General features: G+C 59.8%; 21 protein-coding genes. 5 read left to right on the forward strand and 16 right to left on the reverse strand.

Translation table 11 applies throughout. The features are described from left to right. Positions 1 to 2 precede the first annotated feature (2 nt). From hemW to H7698_RS07720, 8 genes are all read right to left on the reverse strand, one after another. Entirely contained in the window at positions 3 to 1,208 is a 1,206-nt protein-coding gene (gene hemW / locus H7698_RS07685; protein WP_235992758.1) for a radical SAM family heme chaperone HemW, read from the reverse strand. After that, positions 1,205 to 1,801, reverse strand: coding sequence for an RdgB/HAM1 family non-canonical purine NTP pyrophosphatase (gene rdgB / locus H7698_RS07690; RefSeq protein ID WP_162439360.1), 597 nt, complete (start codon positions 1,799 to 1,801; stop codon positions 1,205 to 1,207). Before rdgB ends, hemW begins: the two co-directional genes overlap by 4 nt. Further along, positions 1,798 to 2,232 (reverse strand): DUF4426 domain-containing protein, encoded by a 435-nt coding sequence (locus H7698_RS07695; RefSeq protein ID WP_194691027.1) that lies wholly within the window; start codon positions 2,230 to 2,232, stop codon positions 1,798 to 1,800. The genes rdgB and H7698_RS07695 overlap by 4 nt, the downstream gene beginning before the upstream one ends. Before the next feature lie 26 nt (positions 2,233 to 2,258). Next, a complete protein-coding gene (gene metW, locus H7698_RS07700) occupies positions 2,259 to 2,879 on the reverse strand; it encodes a methionine biosynthesis protein MetW (RefSeq protein WP_045059822.1) in 621 nt (206 codons plus the stop codon). A gap of 7 nt (positions 2,880 to 2,886) precedes the next feature. Then, positions 2,887 to 4,026: a homoserine O-succinyltransferase MetX gene (metX, locus tag H7698_RS07705; RefSeq protein ID WP_162439358.1), complete on the reverse strand. Its 1,140-nt coding sequence runs from the start codon at positions 4,024 to 4,026 to the stop codon at positions 2,887 to 2,889. A gap of 231 nt (positions 4,027 to 4,257) precedes the next feature. Further along, a complete protein-coding gene (locus H7698_RS07710; RefSeq protein ID WP_162439357.1) occupies positions 4,258 to 4,848 on the reverse strand; it encodes a YggT family protein in 591 nt (196 codons plus the stop codon). Between the two features lie 10 nt (positions 4,849 to 4,858). After that, positions 4,859 to 5,677 (reverse strand): pyrroline-5-carboxylate reductase, encoded by an 819-nt coding sequence (gene proC / locus H7698_RS07715; protein ID WP_194691028.1) that lies wholly within the window; start codon positions 5,675 to 5,677, stop codon positions 4,859 to 4,861. A 24-nt stretch (positions 5,678 to 5,701) separates the two neighbouring features. Beyond that, positions 5,702 to 6,409: a YggS family pyridoxal phosphate-dependent enzyme gene (locus H7698_RS07720; protein ID WP_194691029.1), complete on the reverse strand. Its 708-nt coding sequence runs from the start codon at positions 6,407 to 6,409 to the stop codon at positions 5,702 to 5,704. Between the two features lie 56 nt (positions 6,410 to 6,465). On the opposite strand from H7698_RS07720, the gene H7698_RS07725 reads away from it, so the two are divergent. Continuing rightward, positions 6,466 to 7,500 (forward strand): type IV pilus twitching motility protein PilT, encoded by a 1,035-nt coding sequence (locus H7698_RS07725; RefSeq protein ID WP_162439354.1) that lies wholly within the window; start codon positions 6,466 to 6,468, stop codon positions 7,498 to 7,500. Positions 7,501 to 7,565: 65 nt separating this feature from the next. Here the strand turns inward: H7698_RS07725 and H7698_RS07730 are convergent, their stop codons facing one another. Then, positions 7,566 to 8,183 (reverse strand): C40 family peptidase, encoded by a 618-nt coding sequence (locus H7698_RS07730; RefSeq protein ID WP_162439353.1) that lies wholly within the window; start codon positions 8,181 to 8,183, stop codon positions 7,566 to 7,568. Positions 8,184 to 8,432: 249 nt separating this feature from the next. Here H7698_RS07730 and H7698_RS07735 point away from each other — a divergent pair, with 249 nt between their 5' ends. Beyond that, positions 8,433 to 8,864, forward strand: coding sequence for an NINE protein (locus tag H7698_RS07735; protein ID WP_150798559.1), 432 nt, complete (start codon positions 8,433 to 8,435; stop codon positions 8,862 to 8,864). A 92-nt stretch (positions 8,865 to 8,956) separates the two neighbouring features. Here the strand turns inward: H7698_RS07735 and H7698_RS07740 are convergent, their stop codons facing one another. From H7698_RS07740 to gshB, 7 genes are all read right to left on the reverse strand, one after another. Continuing rightward, positions 8,957 to 10,228, reverse strand: coding sequence for a dihydroorotase (locus H7698_RS07740; RefSeq protein WP_194691030.1), 1,272 nt, complete (start codon positions 10,226 to 10,228; stop codon positions 8,957 to 8,959). Continuing rightward, positions 10,225 to 11,244, reverse strand: coding sequence for an aspartate carbamoyltransferase catalytic subunit (locus tag H7698_RS07745; RefSeq protein WP_162439351.1), 1,020 nt, complete (start codon positions 11,242 to 11,244; stop codon positions 10,225 to 10,227). Before H7698_RS07745 ends, H7698_RS07740 begins: the two co-directional genes overlap by 4 nt. Positions 11,245 to 11,270: 26 nt before the next feature. Beyond that, complete coding sequence (gene pyrR, locus H7698_RS07750) at positions 11,271 to 11,777, reverse strand: bifunctional pyr operon transcriptional regulator/uracil phosphoribosyltransferase PyrR (protein WP_194691031.1); 507 nt, start codon at positions 11,775 to 11,777, stop codon at positions 11,271 to 11,273. A gap of 98 nt (positions 11,778 to 11,875) precedes the next feature. Then, the gene (ruvX, locus tag H7698_RS07755; protein ID WP_090178626.1) at positions 11,876 to 12,313 is read right to left on the reverse strand and encodes a Holliday junction resolvase RuvX; all 438 of its coding nucleotides are present in this window, start codon (positions 12,311 to 12,313) and stop codon (positions 11,876 to 11,878) included. After that, a complete protein-coding gene (locus H7698_RS07760; protein WP_162439349.1) occupies positions 12,313 to 12,885 on the reverse strand; it encodes a YqgE/AlgH family protein in 573 nt (190 codons plus the stop codon). The genes ruvX and H7698_RS07760 overlap by 1 nt, the downstream gene beginning before the upstream one ends. Before the next feature lie 269 nt (positions 12,886 to 13,154). After that, complete coding sequence (locus H7698_RS07765) at positions 13,155 to 14,054, reverse strand: energy transducer TonB (protein WP_162439348.1); 900 nt, start codon at positions 14,052 to 14,054, stop codon at positions 13,155 to 13,157. Positions 14,055 to 14,131: 77 nt separating this feature from the next. Continuing rightward, complete coding sequence (gene gshB, locus H7698_RS07770; RefSeq protein ID WP_162439347.1) at positions 14,132 to 15,085, reverse strand: glutathione synthase; 954 nt, start codon at positions 15,083 to 15,085, stop codon at positions 14,132 to 14,134. Between the two features lie 235 nt (positions 15,086 to 15,320). On the opposite strand from gshB, the gene pilG reads away from it, so the two are divergent. Genes pilG through H7698_RS07785 form a run of 3 tightly spaced genes read left to right on the forward strand, consistent with a single transcriptional unit; the run spans position 15,321 to position 16,692 of the window. Further along, the gene (gene pilG / locus H7698_RS07775; protein ID WP_027926573.1) at positions 15,321 to 15,725 is read left to right on the forward strand and encodes a twitching motility response regulator PilG; all 405 of its coding nucleotides are present in this window, start codon (positions 15,321 to 15,323) and stop codon (positions 15,723 to 15,725) included. 57 nt (positions 15,726 to 15,782) lie between these two features. Beyond that, entirely contained in the window at positions 15,783 to 16,148 is a 366-nt protein-coding gene (pilH, locus tag H7698_RS07780; protein WP_162439346.1) for a twitching motility response regulator PilH, read from the forward strand. 10 nt (positions 16,149 to 16,158) lie between these two features. Further along, positions 16,159 to 16,692 (forward strand): chemotaxis protein CheW, encoded by a 534-nt coding sequence (locus H7698_RS07785; protein ID WP_194691032.1) that lies wholly within the window; start codon positions 16,159 to 16,161, stop codon positions 16,690 to 16,692. The last annotated feature ends 181 nt before the right edge of the window (positions 16,693 to 16,873 follow it).

The following is a 16,873-nucleotide window of genomic DNA, read 5'->3' on the forward strand; positions in this document are numbered from 1 at the left end:
AATCAGCTCAGAAATTTCTGCAGCAGGTCATTGAGAAATAGCTGGCCGCGCTCGGTGGCCGCCAGGCGTGACGGTTCGACCTGTAACAAGCCACTTTGTTCTGCCTCGAGCCGGCCTTCGGCAAGGCTTTCCACGGACAAACCCGTACGTTCCGGATACAGCCGCGATTCCACGCCCTCGGTCAGGCGCAAGGCATTCATCAGGAACTCGAATGGCAGCTCGTCATTGGTCAGCGCTTTTTCCCCTGCCTTGAAGCTTTTGGCCGGGTTGAGGTAGTCCTTCGGCAAGCGGGTCTTCCAGGTACGAACGATGCGACCGTCCGGATGGCTGAGCTTGCCATGGGCGCCGGCACCGATGCCGATGAAGTCGCCAAAACTCCAGTAATTGAGGTTATGCCGCGCTGCACGGCCGGGTTGCGCATAGGCCGAGACTTCGTATTGCGCGTAACCGTGCTCGGCCAACAGTGCCTGACCGGCTTCCTGGATGTCCCACAACGTGTCGTCTTCCGGCAGCGTCGGCGGCTGGTTCCAGAACACCGTATTGGGTTCCAGGGTCAGCTGATACCAGGACAGGTGAGTGGGTTTCAAGGCAATGGCGGTACGCAGGTCGGCCAGCGCATCGTCCAGGGACTGATCGGGGAGCCCGTGCATCAAGTCCAGGTTGAAGTTGTCGAACCCGGCCTGACGCGCCATGCCAGCGGCTCGTACCGCTTCATCACCGTTGTGAATCCGCCCCAGAGCCTTGAGTTTTTCTTCCTGAAAACTTTGGATGCCGATCGACAGGCGATTGATACCGAGAGCCCGATACGCCACGAATTTGTCCTGCTCGAACGTGCCCGGGTTGGCTTCCAGGGTTATTTCGATGTCGCTGGCAAACGGAATCCGTTGCTCGACACCTTCAAGCAAACGGCCCAACGCCTCGGCGCTGAACAGGCTCGGCGTGCCGCCACCGAAGAAGATCGAACTCAGTTCACGGCCATAGACGGCGTGCAGGTCCTGATCGAGGTCGGCCAGCAGTGCGTCGACGTATTCCTGTTCCGGCAGCACAGGGCTCGCCGTGTGGGAGTTGAAGTCGCAGTAAGGGCATTTGCGCACACACCACGGGATGTGGATGTACAGCGCCAAGGGCGGCAGCACGGGGAGTGCGGCCCGAGGCGATTGCGCGGCGCCGCCGAAGATCAGCGGCGACGCGGATGATTCATGAGTCATATCAGGCCTAGACGCTGGCGCAGCAGATCCATTGCACGGGCGCGGTGGCTGATGAGGTTCTTTTCGCTCGGGCTCAGCTCGGCGCTGGAGCAATCACGCGATGGCACCCAGAACAGCGGGTCATAGCCAAACCCGTGCGCACCGCTGGCGGCGCGCAGGATACGGCCATGCCACAGGCCTTCGCAGAGGATCGGCAGCGGATCATCCGCATGACGCACCAACGCCAGCACGCAGACGAATTGCGCACCGCGTTCGGCGTCAGGCACGTCTTTCATGGCGTCGAGCAGCTTGGCGTTGTTCGCCGCATCGCCCTGTCCGTCAGCGTAACGCGCCGAATAGATACCTGGCGCACCGCCAAGGAAATCTACCGCCAGGCCCGAATCATCGGCCAGCGACGGCAGACCGGAAATGCGCGCGGCATTGCGGGCCTTGAGAATGGCGTTCTCGACGAACGACAGCCCGGTTTCATCAGGCTCGACAGTGCTGAACTCGCCAATCGAGCGCAATTGCACCGACTCGCCGAGCATGGCCTGGAGTTCCTTGAGTTTGCCGGCGTTGTGGCTGGCCAATACGAGTTGCGTGAAGTTCATCATTCGCCGGGGAAAAGCTCTTGGTTGAAATTGATGGTGTGGATTTTATCGCCGTTCTGCACCTTGATTTCGAAAGTGCGAATTTCCTGCTGATCCACCGGGTATTGCGCGATGTAGTAGACCGCACCCTGCTCGGTAATCTGCTTGAATTTCAGCGGAACGCTTTGGCTGGTGAGGTCTTTGACCGTCCCGTTGACCTGGGCGATGAGCGGCTTGCCGTCCTTGATCACCGACACGTTGATCACACCCTGGTTCTTGCTGCGCACCAGCTCGGCCGCTTTGGCGATGTCCGGCGTCAGGAAGGTGGAGTTGAAGGTGTTGTAGTGCACCGTCACGTCGCCAAAGGTTTCCTGACGGTCGCCCTTGATGACGTCGGCGGCCATGGCAGTCACGCTCAGGCAGGCAGTAAGTAAAAACAGCGCTAGACGACCCATGTTCGTTCTCCTGGAAATGTCGTGTTTCAGACCGCGATCTTGTGGTCTTGCAGCCCCGGGCTGCTGACGCGGTAGATACCGATTTCACCTAATAGATTAGGCCATAGCTTACTGGCCCACCCGTGGCGATGCTGTTGATCCACGGCAAGTCGATCAATGACCTTGGCTTCACGTTCGCGACACAGCTCTTCAAAGTCACCGAAGGTGCAGAAGTGGATGTTCGGCGTGTTGTACCAGGTGTACGGCAGGAAATCGGAAACCGGCATCCGGCCCTTGCTGGCCAGGTACCAGCGGCAGCGCCAGTGGCCAAAGTTCGGGAAGGTGATGATGCACTGGCGACCCACGCGCAGCATTTCGTCGAGGATTCGGTCCGGGTAATGCACCGCTTGCAGCGCCTGCGTCATGACCACGATATCGAAGCTGTTGCTGGCAAAGTTGCCCAGGCCCTTGTCCAGGTCCTGCTCGATGACATTGATGCCCTTGGCCACGCACTCGGCAATGTTGTCCGGGTCGTTTTCCAGGCCATAGCCGGTGACTTGCTTGTTGTCGCGCAGCCAGGTCAGCAATTCGCCATCACCGCAGCCGAGGTCGAGCACGCGGCTGCCGGCGGGAATCCATTCCTGGATGATTTCCAGATCGGCTCTCATGGCTTTCTCACAATTTGATTCGATTCATGTAGTTGCTGAACGCCTGCAAATAACGCGGGATCGGAATCAGGAAGGCGTCATGGCCTTGCGGAGCGTCGATCTCGAGGTAGCACACGTCTTTTTTGGCCGCCATCAGGGCGTCCACCAGTTCCCGCGAGCGGGCAGGGGAGAAGCGCCAGTCGGTGGTGAATGACATCACGCAGAACTTGGCCTGTGCGTTGGCGAAGGTTTTTGCCAGGTCGTCGTCAAAGTTTGCGGCCGGATCGAAGTAGTCCAGGGCCTTGGTCATCAGCAGGTAGGTGTTGGCGTCGAAACGCCCTGAGAACTCTTCACCCTGATAACGCAGGTAGCTTTCGACCTGGAACTCGACGCTGTGGAAGTCGTAGTTGAGCTTTTCGCTCTTCAGGCCCCGGCCGAATTTCTCGCCCATGGAGTCATCGGACAGGTAGGTGATGTGTCCGACCATGCGCGCCAGCATCAAGCCACGCTTGGGGATGACACCCGCTTCCTGGAACGAACCGCCGTGGAACTCGGGGTCGGTGAGGATCGCCTGGCGGGCGACCTCGTTGAAGGCAATGTTCTGCGCTGACAACTTTGGAGCCGAGGCGATGGCCAGGCAATGACGAATGCGTTCGGGGTAGGTGATGCTCCATTGCATCGCCTGCATGCCGCCCAGGCTGCCACCGATCACGGCCGCCCATTGGCCGATGCCGAGCCGGTCCGCCAGGCGTGCCTGGCTGTGCACCCAGTCTTCCACGGTCAGTACCGGGAAATCGGCGCCGAACGGTTTGCCGGTGTCCGGGTTGATGCTGCTCGGGCCGGTAGAGCCATTGCAACCGCCAAGGTTATTGAGGCTGACCACGAAGAACTTATTGGTGTCGATCGGTTTTCCGGGGCCGATGCAGCTGTCCCACCAACCGGGTTTGCGGTCGTCAGGGCTGTGGAAGCCGGCGGCGTGATGGTGGCCAGACAAGGCGTGACAGATCAGCACGGCGTTGCTCGCCGTGGCGTTCAGCGTGCCGTAGGTTTCGTAGATCAGGTCATAAGCCGGGAGCGAACGACCACAGGCCAGGGCCAGAGCTTCGCTGAAGTGCGCCACTTGCGGCGTCACCAGACCAACAGAATCGGGGGGAAAGGCAGTTGGCATCGACCCTGCTCTCGTTGAAATGAGGCGTAAGTCTAAAGACCGGTGGGGTTAGCGGCAAGCAAAGGGCGGGCCTGATTTCATTCAGTCAGACCGAGGCGCAGCCATCGCGAGCAGGCTCACTCCCACATTGGAATGTATTCCCCTGTGGAAGCAGCCTGACTCCACTTTGGAATGCTTTCCAATGTGGGAGTGAGCCTGCTCGCGATGAATATGCCTCGGTGAGCCTGCGTGTTACATCAGCAGGCGCAGGATTTCCGGCATCATCGTCATGGCAGCGAGGTTGTTGATCACCAGCATGTCGATCAACTTGAGCACCATGAAGGCCAGGATCGGCGAGATATCCAGGCCACCCAGGTTCGGCAGGATCTTGCGGAACGGCGCCAGGGCCGGCTCGCAGATCTGATTGACCAGTTCGGCGCCAGGGTTATGGCTGCCAGGTGCGACCCAGGACAGGATCACGCTGATGATCAGGGCGAAGAAGAAAATCTTCAGGAACAGCGCGGTGACGCCGATCAGCGACCAGATCACCAGTTGCAGCGGGTTGCCGGTGGTGCCGTAGGTCAGCAGCAGCGTCAGGGCCATCAGTGCCAGTTGCACCAGGATCGCCAACACCAGCGAAGACATGTCCAGCCCGAACATGCTCGGGATGATCCGGCGCAGCGGCTTGAGCAGCGGCTGGGTGGCTTTCACTGTGAATTGGCAGAGCGGGTTGTAGAAGTTCGCACGCACCAGTTGCAGCACGAAGCGCAGCAGCACGATCAGCAGGTACAGACTGCCGAGGGTTTGCAGCACGTAGACCGCTGCAGTGTTCAATCCAATCATGTAAGGCTCCTTATTGACCCAGTTGTTCGGCCATTTCGGCCGAGCGGTGCGCAGCGGCGCCAAGTGCTTTTTCTACCAGGGCTTCGAAACCGCCGGCCTGGAACGATTTGATGGCGGCTTCGGTAGTGCCCGCAGGCGACGTGACGCGACGACGCAATTCAGCAGCATCGACATCGCTGGCGACAGCCATGTGAGCAGCGCCCAGCGCGGTCTGCAGGGTCAATTGCGCGGCGATTTCAGCTGGCAGGCCGAGTTTCACGCCTGCGGCGGTCATGGCTTCTATCAGCAGGAAGAAGTAAGCCGGGCCCGAACCGGACACCGCGGTTACCGCGTCCAGCTGCTGCTCTTCGTTCAGCCACAGGGCAATGCCGACGGCAGAGAGCAGTTCTTGCGCTTGCTCGCGTTGCTCGGCCGTGACGTGTTCGGTGGCGAACAAACCACTCACGCCCTGACGCAACAGCGCCGGGGTGTTGGGCATGCAACGCACGATTGGTTGGTCGCCAAGCCAGTTGTTCATGCTGGAGCAGGTGATGCCGGCAGCAATCGAGACCACCAGTTGATTGGGCTTGAGGCTCGGACGAATAGCCTCGCACACGGCCTTCATCGCCTGGGGCTTGACCGCCAGTACGACGACGTCCGCGCCTTGAATGGCTTCTGCGTTGTCCGCGAATACTTCAATGCCGTGCTCGGCGTTCACACGAGCGCGGGTTTCGGCGCCCGGATCGCTGGCGCGGATCTGCGTGGCATCCAGACCTTTGGCACGCAGGCCGCCGATCAGGCTGGCGGCCATGTTTCCGGCACCGATAAAGGCAATACGAGTCTTGCTCATGTCAGGTCCTTATATAGAGGGGAATCAACCACGTTGTGGTTGGCTATAGTCGCGAGCGCCAAACAGGGCTGTACCGATGCGAACCCAGGTGGCGCCCATGGTAACGGCGGACTCGAGGTCATGGCTCATGCCCATGGACAGCGTGTCGAGCGGCAAGCCCAGGCTGTCTTGCAGGCTTTTGTTCAGGTCCCGCACGGCCGCAAAAGCTGCGTCCTGGGCGGTGCGGTCTTCAGTCGGTTCGGGAATCGCCATCAACCCGCGCAACGTGATCCGTGGCAGCTCGCTGATGGCTTTGGCCAGGGCCGGAAGGTCTTCCGGTGTGCAGCCAGACTTGCTGGCCTCACCGCTGACGTTGACCTGAATGCAGATGTTGAGTGGAGGCAAATCGGCAGGACGTTGTTCGGACAAGCGTTGAGCGATTTTCAAACGATCCACAGAGTGCACCCAGGCGAAGTGCTCGGCGATAGCGCGAGTCTTGTTCGATTGAATGGGGCCAATGAAGTGCCAGATCAAGGGCAGGTCGGCCAAATCGAGCTGTTTGCCCAAGGCTTCCTGCAAGTAGTTCTCGCCAAAGTCGCGGAGCCCGGCGGCATACGCTTCGCGCAAGGCTTCGGCGGGCTTGGTTTTGCTCACGGCCAGCAGCTGAACGCTGTGCTCATCGCGTTGCGCGGCCTGTGCAGCAGCGTGGATGCGTGAACTAACCTGAGCGATGTTGTCTGCTATCGTGGACATTCAAGAGGCGCCAGGGTCTGTGGTTTGGCGGCATTCTACTGGAATTGAGGAGCGCTATGGATATCACTGAGCTGCTGGCCTTCAGCGCGAAACAGGGCGCGTCCGACTTGCACCTGTCTGCCGGGTTGCCACCGATGATTCGCGTCGACGGCGATGTGCGGCGCATCAATTTGCCTGCACTGGACCACAAGCAGGTGCAGGAGCTGATCTACGCGATCATGAACGACACCCAGCGCGTGGACTTCGAGAAGCATCTGGAAACCGACTTTTCCTTCGAAGCACCCGGCGTAGCACGCTTCCGGGTCAATGCTTTCAACCAGAATCGCGGTGCAGGCGCCGTGTTCCGGACCATTCCTTCCAAGGTGTTGAGCATGGAAGACCTGGGCATGGGCGAGGTGTTTCGCAAGATTACCGAGGCGCCTCGTGGCCTGGTGCTGGTGACCGGCCCGACAGGCTCGGGCAAGTCCACGACCCTGGCGGCAATGATCGATCACCTGAACAATCATCGCCACCACCACATCCTCACCATCGAAGACCCTATCGAGTTCGTCCACGAATCACGCAAATGCCTGATCAATCAGCGTGAAGTCCACCGTGATACCCGCAGTTTCGCCACCGCCCTGCGTTCGGCACTGCGCGAAGACCCGGATGTGATTCTGGTGGGCGAAATGCGCGACCTGGAAACCATTCGCCTGGCGCTGACCGCCGCCGAGACCGGTCACCTGGTCTTTGGCACGTTGCACACGACGTCGGCGGCGAAAACCATCGACCGCGTGGTGGACGTGTTTCCGGGGGATGAGAAGTCGATGGTGCGGTCCATGCTGTCTGAGTCATTGCTGGCGGTGGTGTCGCAGACACTGGTCAAGAAGATGGGCGGGGGGCGGATCGCGGCGCATGAAATCATGCTGGGGACATCGGCGATCCGTAACCTGATCCGCGAAGACAAGGTGGCGCAGATGTACTCGTCAATTCAGACCGGCGGGAATCTGGGGATGCAGACGCTGGATATGTGCTTGAAGGAGCTGGTGACCAAGGGCTTGATCAGTCGCGAGCATGCGCGGGAGAAAGCGCGGTCGCCGGATAATTTTTGATCGATTGAGTGGTTTAACCTGTGGCGAGGGGATAAATCCCCTCGCCACAAATACCCGCTTTCAGATCAGCGCTGAACCACCTGAAGACCACTCTTCTCTTTCGGCAGAACCCGCTTGGCAACCACATAGTGCTTTTCCCAATACGGCTTGTTCAGCGTATCGATGCTCACCGACTTGCCACGACGAGGTGCGTGGATGAAGCGGTCGTTGCCCAGGTAGATGGCAACATGATTGACCCGACGACTCTTGATGTTGAAGAAAATCAGGTCGCCCGGCTTCAGATCCTTGCGATCGACTTTCTCGCCATGACCACTGGCCATGGCGTTTGAAGTACGTGGCAGGTCAAAAGTGGCATCGTTAAATGCGTATTTCACCAGACCGCTGCAATCGAACCCTTTACTTGGGCTGCTGCCGCCCCAACGATAAGGTGTACCGAGGACGTTGACGGCACGGCTCAGCACATTGCTGCTTTCCTTGCTCGCCATCGGCGGAACCAGGCTGCTTTTGCTGGTCAGTTGCGGTGCGCGGTTGGCGGTTTTCTTGTTTTTGCTCGAAGGAGCAGAAACATGGGATTTTGGGGTGTAACCATTAACGTTTGGAAGACGTTGCTCACGATTGGTGGCGTGGGCGGCCAGTGGCATTAACAGGCAAATGGTTAGCCATGTCTTGAAAAATGGACGCATTAGGCAAGGCTCATATAGGTGAACGCGCAACTTTATAACAGCTTTTTTGTCCTTTTTTGGCCCGTTGGTCGATTCAACCTGGGGGCAACGGAACCAAATAAGCGGCAAATTGACGCGATTGTCGGACAGAAGTCTGGTGTTATAAGGCTTTGGCGGGAGTGAATGTATCACTTGCCATACGTCGGCCACCTGTAAAAAAGTCACAAAGATTTAAAGAATATTTATCTATCGTGTGATTCGAGGTCATTCATGAACACCTATCAACACCCCGTTCCACATCAAGACACCCATAGCAAAGTGATCGGATACCTGCTGTGGATTTTGGGTTTCACCGGGGCTCACCGCTTCTATTACGGCAAGCCGGTGACCGGGACGATCTGGTTTTTTACTTTCGGTTTGCTGGGTATCGGCTGGCTGATCGATTTGTTCCTGATTCCAGCCATGGACCGTGAGGCAGACCTGCGTTTCACCGCTGGGCCAATCGAATACAACGTGGCGTGGATTCTGCTGACGTTCCTGGGTGTGTTCGGTGTGCACCGGATGTATCAGGGGAAGTGGATCAGCGGGTTGCTGTACCTGGTGACGGGCGGGTTGTTCTTCCTGGGGGTTTTGTATGACTTCTGGACGCTGAATGATCAGGTGTCGATTCGCAATGCGCAGAACAGAGGCGCCTTCCAGTAAGCCATCGCCAGCAGGCTGGCTCCCACAGGGATTTGTGTTGCTCACAGATCCTGTGTGGGCGCTAGCCTGCTAGCGATTGGGGCAACCCGGTATCAAGCCTGGTGGCTGATTCGCCCATCCACCAGGGTGTAACGCACCACACTCGGCAAGCTGTGCCCAATGAACGGGCAGTTATCGCCCTTTGACAGCCAGGTCTCGCCCGCAACGGTCGAGGCCGCCGGGTCGAACAGCACAATGTCTGCTGCCCCGCCCACCACCAACTTGCCCGCAGGCAAACGCAATGCCTCGGCCGGTCCGGCGCTCAAGCGTGCCAGCAACGTTGGCAGATCCAGCAAACCATCTTCTACCAGCGTCATCGCCAGCGGCAGCAGCAGTTCAACACTGCTGATACCCGGCTCGGTGGCGCCGAACGGTGCCAGTTTGGCGTCTCGCTCGTGGGGCTGGTGATGGCTGGAAATCGCCGAAATCACCCCCGACTTCACCGCGTCACGCAGGCCATCACGGTCGGCGCGTGTGCGCAGCGGTGGCTGGACGTGATAGAGGCTACTGAAATCGATCAGCGCTTCATCGGTCAGGATCAACTGGTACAAGGCGACATCGGCGGTCACCGGCAGTCCGCGAGCCTGGGCTTGAGCGATCAGGGCCACGCCGCGAGCGCTGGTGAGCTGGCTGAAGTGCGCGCGCACGCCGCTTTGCTCGACCAGCAGAAGATCCCGGGCCAGGGCCACGGTCTCTGCTGTTTCCGGAATACCCGGCAAGCCGAGGAAGCTGGCGGTCGGGCCTTCATGGGCCAGGCCGCCTTCAGCCAGGTCATGGTCCTGAGAGTTGAAGATCACCGTCAGGTCGAACGTTGCCGCGTATTCCAGCGCCCGGCACAGGGTGCGGGTGTTGCGGAAGCTGTCCAGGCCGTTGCCGAAGGCGACGCAACCGGCATCGCGCAGTGCCACGAGCTCCGCAAGCTGTTCGCCCTCCAGGCCTTTGCTCAGAGCGCCGATTGGAAAGACTTTGGCGTTGCCAGCCTCACGAGCGCGGTCGAGGATCAGTTCGGCGACTGCCGAGGTGTCCAGCACCGGCTTGGTTTTCGGAGGGCAGCACAGGCTGGTCACGCCGCCAGCTGCAGCGGCGCGGGTTTCGCTGACAATCGAACCTTTGCGGCTATAGCCCGGTTCGCGCAGGGCGACGTTCAGGTCGACGAGACCCGGGGCGGCCACCAGGCCTTGTGCGTCGATGGTGTCGACCGCGACAAAACCGGCAGGCGCAGCGCCAATGGCGACGATTTTGCAGGCTTCAATGTGGATATCAGTCACTTGATCCAGGCCACTGACTGGATCGATTACGCGTGCGCCGAGAATGCTGAGCTTCACTGGGCGTTCTCCTGCTCGAATTGGCCTTGTTCGAATTGACGTTGCGCTGTCTGTCCGCTCATAGCCATCGACAACACGGCCATACGAATGGCGATCCCGTAGGTCACCTGATTGAGAATCACCGAGTGCGGACCATCGGCCACCGCTGACTCGATTTCCACCCCGCGGTTGATCGGCCCCGGGTGCATGACGATGCAATCCGGCTTGGCCCCGGCCAGGCGTGCGGTGGTCAGGCCGAACAAGCGGTAGAACTCGCCTTCGCTTGGCAGCAGGCCGCCGGTCATGCGTTCGCGTTGCAGGCGCAGCATGATCACCACATCGACGTCCTTGAGCCCTTCGGTCATGTCGGTGTAGACCTTCACGCCGTATTGCTCGACGCCAATCGGCAGCAGGGTTTTCGGCGCGATCACGCGGATGTCCGGGCAACCCAGGGTTTTCAGCGCCAGCATGTTCGAGCGCGCAACCCGCGAGTGCAGGATGTCGCCGACGATAGCTACCGAGAGATTTTCGAAACCGCCCTTGTGTCGGCGGATCGTCAGCATGTCGAGCATGCCCTGGGTCGGGTGGGCGTGACGGCCGTCGCCGCCGTTGATGATTGCCACTTGCGGGCAGACATGCTCGGCGATGAAGTGCGCCGCGCCGGAATCACCGTGACGCACGACAAACATGTCGGCGGCCATGGCCTCCAGGTTGCGCAAGGTATCCAGCAGGGTTTCGCCCTTGCTCGCCGACGATGTGGACACGTTCAGGGTGATCACGTCCGCCGACAGCCGCTGAGCGGCCAGTTCGAAGGTGGTGCGGGTGCGGGTAGAGTTCTCGAAGAACACGTTGCAGACGGTCTTGCCGCGCAGCAACGGGACTTTCTTCACCGCCCGGGCGCCGACTTCAAGGAACGAGTCGGCGGTGTCGAGGATTTCCGTCAGAAGCTCGCGACGCAAACCGTCGAGCGAGAGGAAGTGGCGCAGCTGGCCCTGATCATTGAGCTGCAGCGGGCGCTTGGTGTCTAGAGGCGTCATCGCGAGGGGACTCTCAATAGGGCGAATTAAAGGGCGAGGTCTTGCAGTTCAAGCACAAGCGGCGACGGGCCGGACAGCTTCACCCGTTCGTGGGCGGCCAGTGACAACGTCGCGCCAACCACATTCGGGCGGATCGGCAGCTCGCCGGCGTCCAGGTCCAGCAGGCAAACCAGGGTCACGCTGGCTGGACGGCCGTAGTCGAACAGTTCGTTCATCGCGGCGCGGATGGTGCGGCCACTCATCAGTACGTCGTCGATCAGCACCAGGTCCTGACCTTCGATCTCGAAGGGCAGCGCGGACGGCCGTACTTGTGGGTGCAGGCCGTTCTGGCTGAAGTCATCGCGGTAGAAGGAAACATCCAGGGTGCCGAGGGGCGAATCGCTGCCCAGCTCTTCAAGCAGCGCCTGAGCGACCCAGATGCCGCCCGTGCGAATGCCGATGTAACGGGGTTCGCTGATGCCGCGGTGTTCCAGGTGCGCCTTCAGACGGATCGCCATCTGGCTGATCAGTTCGGCGGGATTGGGCAGGCTCATGGTTGCTCCTTCTTGGGCCCGAGCCGGGTGTGCGTCATGTCATGGCTCGGGTTGTAGCTAAGAGAGACGGGCTAACGGCTCTTCAGGATTGGGTGCGATCAGGATTCGAACAGGGCGCTGTTTTCGTCGAGCCAGCCTTGCAGCAGCAGGGCGGCGGCGATGGCGTCGACCGGGTTGTCGCGGTAACTGCCTTTTTGGCCGCCGCGATCACGCCGTTCGCCCTTGGCTTCGAACGTCGTCAGGCGTTCATCGTGGGTATAAAAGGGCAGGTTGTAGCGGCCGTTCAGGCGGCGGGCGAATTTTTCCGCTCGCAAGCACATGTCGCTTGGCGTGCCGTCCATGTTCAATGGCAGGCCGACCACCACAGCGTCAGGCTTCCATTCCTTGATCAAGGCTTCGACCTGATTCCAGTCGGGAATACCGTTTTGCGCCTTGAGGGTACACAGCTCGCGCGCCTGGCCGGTAATCACCTGGCCGACCGCAACGCCGATTTGTTTGGTGCCGTAATCGAAACCCAGAATCAACCGCAGGGCCATCAGGCGTGCCCCGCCTGGCTGGTCAGCAAACTCAGATTGATGCCCAGGTGCCTGGCCGCTGCTTCAAGGCGCAGTTCACTGCTGGTGTTGAACAGAATGTCGGCATTGAACGGGCAGGTCAGCCAGGCGTTGTCGGCCAGTTCGGCCTCAAGCTGCCCGGCTTCCCAGCCGGCGTAACCCAGGGCAATCACGCTTTTCGCAGGCCCAACACCGTCGGCGATGGCGAAGAGCACGTCCTGGGAGGTCGACAGGGACAGCTCGCCTTCCAGATCAACGGTCGCCTGGTAGCTCTGTCCTGATGGATGCAGGACAAATCCGCGATCGGTTTGCACCGGGCCGCCAATGAAGATCGGTACGTGGCGGCAGAGCGCTGGCGGTTCGATGTCTGGGCGCAATTGCTCGAGAATCTCCGCCAGGTTCAGGTCTTGCGGACGGTTGACCACCAGCCCCATGGCACCACTGGCCGTGTGCTCGACGATGTAGGTCAAGGTATGGGCAAAGTTCGGGTCGGCCATGTGCGGCATGGCGATCAGGAAGTGATGCTTGAGGTAGCTGGGGCTGACGTTTTTCATGAGCGCTAGTGTGGCGTTGGAGGGGCGAACTGACAAGCTGGGGATGCCGCAATTTGGCAGCCAACACCTCTTGAATGTGGGAGTGGGCGTTTGTGGCGAGGGGATTTATCCCCGTTGGGTCGCGCAGCCACCCCAAGCTTGCAACTCCGTTGGATCTGACGAAACGCATGCAATAGCTTGATGACTGCTGCGCAGCCGAACGGGGCGGTGCGACGTTTCGCTAAATCCCCTCGCCACACAAGCCCGCTGCCACAAGGGATTTGTGGGTGTCAATTACTGGACAACCTATCCCCGCGCGCAAACTTCCACGTCCGAATGATCTCCAGCCGGTCGATGTCCGACAAATCCCCGCTGAACGGTGAAAACGGCGCTGCCAGCCGCACGATGCGCTGGGCTGCCTGATCCAGCAACGGTTGCCCGGAGGATTCCAGCACCAGCACTTCATACAGCGAGCCATCGCGGTTGATCGAGACCATCAGGCGCAAATTGCCGTAGATCTGCTTGCGGCGTGCTTCGTCCGGGTAATTGAGGTTGCCGATACGCTCGACCTTCTTGCGCCATTCGTCCTTATACCAGGCACCTTTGTCGCGCATGGTCGAGGCGGCGCTCAAGCGATGGATGCGTGGCCGCTTGGCGTACAGCTGTTGTTCGTTGGCCAGTTCCGCTTCCAGGCTGGCAATGTCGCTGGACAGCTGCTCAGTGTCGAACGTCGGCGCAGCCACCTTGGGTTTGGTGTCTGTCTTGGGGGCTTCGGTTTTGGTCGGGGCTTTTTTCGGCTTCGGTGCGACGGTTGTCACGGCAGCCTTGGGCGGCGCTTCCTGGGCTTCAGGCTGGGCGGCCGGCGGAGGCGTGACTTTCTGCACTTTATTGTCCTGGAATGGCGCGACCTCAGTGGTCTTGGGGATGGCCTTCTTGTCCAGGGTGCCGCTGCCTTGCTGATTGTCCTGCGCGAGGAAATCGGCTTTCTCAGGCTTCTTTTCGCTTTTGAAGGTGGCGAGGGTGATTTCCAGGGTTTTGCTGATCTGCTTGGGTTCGACCATGGTGAACCCGACGCCCAACAGCAAGGCCAGGTGAATCAGCGCCGCGAGAAACAGGGTAAATCCGAGGCGATCGGCCGGGCGCACACCACGGTGGGCGAGTTCGGCGGGCAGATCGGACGGAAGAGTCATAACTAGAAAACCAACATCGCGTTTTTCACAGGCCGCGCATGATAACGCAATGTTGGTGATTTCCTGGCTGTTCTATATCAACGAGCCTTGAGCTTCTGATCGATGGCATCCATCAGCAGGCCGCCGATATCGGTGCCGAATGCATTGTCGATCTCGCGAATGCAGGTCGGGCTGGTGACGTTGATTTCGGTGAGGTGTTCGCCGATCACGTCGAGGCCGACGAACAGCAGGCCTTTTTCCCGCAGGGTCGGGCCGACTTGCGCAGCGATCCAGCGGTCTTTTTCACTCAGCGGGCGGGCTTCGCCACGACCACCGGCGGCCAGGTTGCCACGGGTTTCGCCGGCGGCCGGGATGCGCGCCAGGCAATAATCAACCGGCTCGCCGTCGATCATCAGGATGCGCTTGTCGCCATCCTTGATTGCCGGCAGGTAAGCCTGGCCCATGATCTGCTGGGTACCCAGTGCCGTCAGGGTTTCCAGGATCACCGAGAGGTTTGGATCACCGGCGCGGTGACGGAAGATCGAGGTGCCGCCCATGCCGTCCAGCGGCTTGAGGATCACATCGCCGTGCTTGGCGGCGAATTCACGCAACACATCGGCGCGACGGCTGACGACGGTCGGCGGTGTGCACTGCGGGAACAGCGTGGCGAACAGTTTTTCGTTGCAGTCACGCAGGCTCTGCGGCTTGTTGACCACCAGCACGCCTGCGCGCTCGGCTTGTTCGAGCAAGTACGTGGAGTACACGAACTCCATGTCGAACGGCGGATCCTTGCGCATCAGGATCACATCCAGATCGCTCAGCAACGCGTCAGTCTCGGCTTCCAGCTCGAACCACTTTTCAGGGTTGGCGAAGACTTTCAGAGGCCGCATCCGCGCCCGCGCTTCGCCTTCTGCCTGATACAAATCGCGCTGTTCCATATAGAACAGTTCCCAGCCGCGCTTCTGTGCGGCCAGCAGCATGGCCAGCGAGCTATCCTTCTTATAGGAAATGCCGGCAATAGGATCCATGACAATCCCGACGCGAACGCTCATGGGTTTTTCCTCGAAATTTGGGGGGCCAAAGGACCGTATAAAAGTGGCGTCAGAGTGGCGCTGAGTGTGTTCCCGGTCAAGGAAAAACCACTGCGCAGGCTGGCCGATAGATTGGTATTGGAGACTGTGTTAAAAAGACTGCCAAGCAGTACTGGCCCTTGAGTATCAAGGGTTTCGAGCCTCCGGTGGACCGGAAACGGACAATTTGATTCGCAAAGGCGACGGTAGAGCAACTATGGATCAGCATTCCAGCGCCTTGAAGGTCATGGTGATCGACGATTCGAAGACGATTCGCCGCACCGCCGAAACGTTGCTGAAAAACGTGGGCTGCGAGGTCATCACGGCCATCGACGGTTTCGATGCGCTCGCCAAGATTGCCGACAACCATCCTGGCATCATCTTCGTCGACATCATGATGCCGCGTCTGGATGGTTATCAGACCTGCGCTTTAATCAAGAACAACAGTGCATTCAAGTCCACGCCAGTGATTATGCTGTCGTCGAAGGATGGCCTGTTTGACAAGGCAAAGGGGCGCATCGTCGGCTCCGACCAGTTTCTGACCAAGCCTTTCAGCAAGGAAGAACTGCTGAACGCGATCCAGGCCCATGTACCGGGTTTCGCCGCCGTTTTGCCGCAGTAGGACACGCACAGTGACGCTCGGCCAACGGGCCTGGCGTCGACAAGAATGGGGAAAACCATGGCACGTATTCTGATCGTCGATGATTCGCCGACCGAAATGTACAAACTGACCGGCATGCTGGAAAAGCACGGTCATGAAGTGTTGAAAGCCGAGAACGGCGCCGACGGCGTAGCCCTCGCTCGTCAGGAAAAACCCGACGCCGTGCTGATGGACATCGTCATGCCCGGCCTCAACGGTTTCCAGGCAACCCGTCAGCTGACCAAGGATCCGGAAACCGGGCACATCCCGGTCATCATCATCACCACCAAGGATCAGGAAACCGACAAAGTCTGGGGCACACGCCAGGGCGCCAAGGACTACCTGACCAAACCGGTCGACGAAGACACCCTGATCAAGACCCTGAACAGCGTGCTGGCCGGTTGATCTGACCGCCATGACCGAATCACTGACTGCCTTCGAATTGCTGCTGCAGATCGATCAGCGTTGTCGGCTGCTGGTAGCGGACTTGCCGTCCCAGCCAACCCGGCAGGACAGCTGGAGCGGTATCGGCTTCCGCCTGGGCGAGCACTGGTATGTCGCGCCCATGAGGGAAGTCAGCGAAGTTCTGCCCGAGCCGCGGCTCACTCAGTTGCCAGGGGTGAAACCGTGGGTGAAGGGTGTCGCTAACCTGCGCGGCCGACTGCTGCCTGTCATGGATGTGTGCGGCTTCTTCGGTGATGAATTGTCGGCGGTGCGCAAGCAACGACGCGTGTTGGTGATCGAGCACAGCGATGTGTTTGCGGGGTTGATGGTTGATGAGGTTTTCGGCTTGCAGCACTTTGCCCAGGAAAGCCTGGAACCGACAGGTTTCATCAACGGACCGATCGCACCGTTCATCAAAGGCAGGTTTCAGCGCGAGCAGAACTGGCAAGTATTCAGCCCGTTTGCGCTGGTGCAGTCGCAAGGTTTCATGAACGTAGCGCTGTAAACACGACCACCTTATGTAGCAGCTGCCGAAGGCTGCGTTCGAGGGCAAGCCCTCGCAAAATCGGGCAGCGCGGTTTTCAGATACACCGTGACGCGAAAGTTTACGACCGCTGCGCGGTCGGACGCAGGCTTCGCCAGCTGCTACAAGGGGCCGCGTAGGTGTTGAGGATCGGCGGCGATAG

Origin of the sequence: Pseudomonas sp. p50(2008) (assembly GCF_015351605.1) — a bacterium.
GTDB lineage: Bacteria > Pseudomonadota > Gammaproteobacteria > Pseudomonadales > Pseudomonadaceae > Aquipseudomonas.